This is a genomic window from Pseudomonas sp. PS01297, from assembly GCF_029959305.1.
GTDB lineage: Bacteria > Pseudomonadota > Gammaproteobacteria > Pseudomonadales > Pseudomonadaceae > Aquipseudomonas > Aquipseudomonas helleri.
Window position 1 is genome coordinate 1 of record NZ_JASCPQ010000193.1, and the last position, 2,967, is coordinate 2,967.

Consider the following 2,967-nt stretch of genomic DNA (forward strand, 5'->3'; position numbering starts at 1 on the left):
CCCGCTTTATTAAAAAAAAAAAAAATCCCGCCCGGACCACGCCCGCTCCTACACGTGGTATGTCGTGCACCAAATCCCTCAATAGAAACTCCTCAAGCCTACATGCACTGCCGACTCGCCTGATTTCTAGCGCATATTCATGCCGATACCGTGCGGCGCTCTCCTACAGGAAGGCGTCCTATGAGCAACAAGCAAGGCGTGTCGCAAACACGTCGGCGTGTGGGTGGCGATGGTGGTCAAGGGGCTTCGTACTTTGACGACATGACCCCCGCCGAACTCAAAGAACGCGACGACGGTATCAAGGCCTACGAGGCCATTCAGGCCCGACAAGATGCCTACATGGAACGACGCCGGGCTGACGTCGCTGCGCAGCAACGTCCTCATGAGGCTGAGCGTCGGGGCTGTGTATTCGCCAAATGCAGCAAGCTGCCCGATGCCGTTATCAACTACACCGACCCCACGGGCTTTGTGCCCGTCGACAGCCTGAGCGATTACGGCCATTTCGCGATTTTGGGTGCCCGTCAGGCAGACAGTTCCGGGCTGGTCCCGTTAGAAATCATCAGTGGTGCGGTACCGGCGGGTGTCGGCGGTTTGGCCTTGGGCGGCACGGCCATGGGAGTCGCAGCAACGGCCGGCGGAACCATGATTGCGAGCCTTTTGGCAGGCTTGGTGGCCTTTTTCTGGCCGTCTGACCTTGCTGACAGCGCCCTGTACACCGAAGACCAACTGCGCTCACTCAAGCAAGCCCGTACTCGTATGCGTTTGTACGTTGAACAACAGGCAGATGGCTCGCTCAAGGGCTATGGCTTCTATACCGGCACAAAACCCGAATGGGAAATGATCGACGTTATCCAGTTCAGCCAGCGCGGCTCGCAATACGTGGCGGACTTTGGTGATGGCGTCGAACTGATCTGGACACCTGCAATAGATCCAAGCGATACGCTCGGCATCCCGCCGCTAAAAGGCGCTCCTCACACACCGCCTATCTGGATCTTCCCGCCGACCAAGAGCGCCGACACAATCATCGTCAACCCGATCTACCCGCCAGACTACAAGGACTTCATCCTGGTGTTCCCGGCTGATTCGGGGGTGGCACCGCTTTATATTGTGTTGAGTGTGCCGGGTCCAAGAGTGGACTATCACCAGGCACCCAAGTCTCTACCTGGTTTTTCGGATGCAGTTTCTGCCACGAAAAAAACATCTGTCAAAGGAGGAGGAAAGCTGAGACATCGCTGGAAAACAGCCAAAGGATTCATCTTGGAGTGGGATTACCAGCATGGAGCCATTGAAATGTATGACAAAAGAGGTAAGCACCTTGGTGAATATAATCACGTAACAGGTGAACAGAATAAACCTGCAGATTCAACCAGAAGGATTGAGCCATGACTCACACAATTTCTGCCTTCGATAAAACGACCGAACTTATGGTTTTTGAAATTGAAATTCCGCAAAAGAATCTCCCAGAGCTCAAAGACATCATGGCGTGGACAGAGCCTGAAGATGAAATATTTGGATATGACTTGAGTTCTGAGCAGCTTCAGAAGCTTGAAGAACTCCTTGGTCAGAAAATTTATGACCAACGCTATGATTTTCAGCTAAGCAGCTATGCCTAGTTATTGGGGTAGCAGGCGCTGCCAATCCAGCACCTGCCACTGCGCAATGCCTTACCCCAACAACCCGCGTCCGGCCAGGTTCTTCATCAAGTCGCCCACTCCGAACGTCCAGCGCGGGGCCTGGTTGCTGGTGGTTACGCGGTTGTGCAGGGCGCCCAGGGTGGTGGAGGCAATGCTCACCACATCGCCCGGTTTGTGGGTGAAGCCTTGGCCGGGATGGTCGCGGTCGTCGGTCGGGGCAAACAGGGTGCCGAGGAACAGCACAAAGCCGTCCGGGTATTGATGGTTTTCGTTGAGGGTCTGTTCGGCCAGGTCGGCCGGGTCGCGGCTGATCTGGTTCATCGAGCTTTTACCGTTGAGCACGTAGCCGTCTTGGCCTTCAACCCGCAAGGTCACTTCGCAGTTGCGCACGTCGTCGAGGCTGAAATGCTCGTCGAACAGGCGGATAAACGGCCCCAGAGCGCACGAGGCGTTGTTGTCTTTGGCCTTGCTCAGCAGCAGCGCGCTGCGGCCTTCGAAGTCGCGCAGGTTGACGTCGTTGCCCAAGGTCGCGCCATGGATGCGGCCCTGGCTGTCGACGGCCAGCACCACTTCAGGCTCAGGGTTGTTCCAGCTGGAGCCGGGGTGGATGCCAATCGCGTTGCCGCTGCCGACGGCGGCCAATATTGGCGCCTTGGTGAAAATCTCGGCGTCCGGGCCGATGCCGACTTCCAGGTACTGCGACCACATTTTCTGTTCGATCAGCACCTGTTTGAGGCGCATGGCTTCGGGCGAGCCAGGTTTGAGGTCGCGCAGGTTGTCGCCGATGGCTGCTTGCACCAGGGCGCGGATTTCTTCGGCGCGCAGGGCGTCGCCGCCGGCTTTTTCTTCGATCACTCGCTCGATCATGCTGGAGGCAAACGTCACGCCTGCGGCCTTGATCACTTGCAGGTCGGTTGGGGCCAGCAGGTAAGGTTTTGCCGGGTCGCGCTGTTCGCCGCTGTTGGCCAGCAACGCCTCGATCGAGCCCAGCGACGTGCCGCTGATTTCGCGCACGGCTTGCAGGGGTTGCTCATGGTCGAGCAACAGGCTCAGGGTCGCGAAGTGCGCACTGCAGTCGATCACTTCACCGTCACGAATCACCACCACGGCCGGGCCGCCGCGCTCGCCGGGGAGCCACACGCGACCGACCAGGGTTGCCCGTTGCCAGTCGTGCGGCAGGGAGTTTTCAATGTTCAAGTGCAGCGTGTTCATGGGGGCAATCCTCGAATTTTGGGCGAACGTGTAGCCGCTGCCGAGGTACGAGGCTGCGATGCGGGCCGCAGGACCGCTCTCTGGGGTCGCTTCGCAACCCATCGCAGCCTCGTACCTCGGC

At 58.1% G+C, this 2,967-nt stretch carries 3 protein-coding genes; 2 read left to right on the top strand and 1 reads right to left on the bottom strand.

The window, feature by feature from the left end; translation table 11 throughout:
• The first annotated feature begins 180 nt into the window (after positions 1 to 180).
• Positions 181 to 1,386 (top strand): S-type pyocin domain-containing protein, encoded by a 1,206-nt coding sequence (locus QMX84_RS26140; protein ID WP_282365136.1) that lies wholly within the window; start codon positions 181 to 183, stop codon positions 1,384 to 1,386.
• A complete protein-coding gene (locus QMX84_RS26145) occupies positions 1,383 to 1,613 on the top strand; it encodes a hypothetical protein (RefSeq protein WP_282365137.1) in 231 nt (76 codons plus the stop codon). Before QMX84_RS26140 ends, QMX84_RS26145 begins: the two co-directional genes overlap by 4 nt.
• 51 nt (positions 1,614 to 1,664) lie before the next feature.
• Here QMX84_RS26145 and QMX84_RS26150 read toward each other — a convergent pair whose 3' ends face one another.
• On the bottom strand, positions 1,665 to 2,846 hold the full coding sequence (locus tag QMX84_RS26150) for a fumarylacetoacetate hydrolase family protein (protein ID WP_282365138.1): 1,182 nt from the start codon (positions 2,844 to 2,846) through the stop codon (positions 1,665 to 1,667).
• Positions 2,847 to 2,967 lie beyond the last annotated feature (121 nt).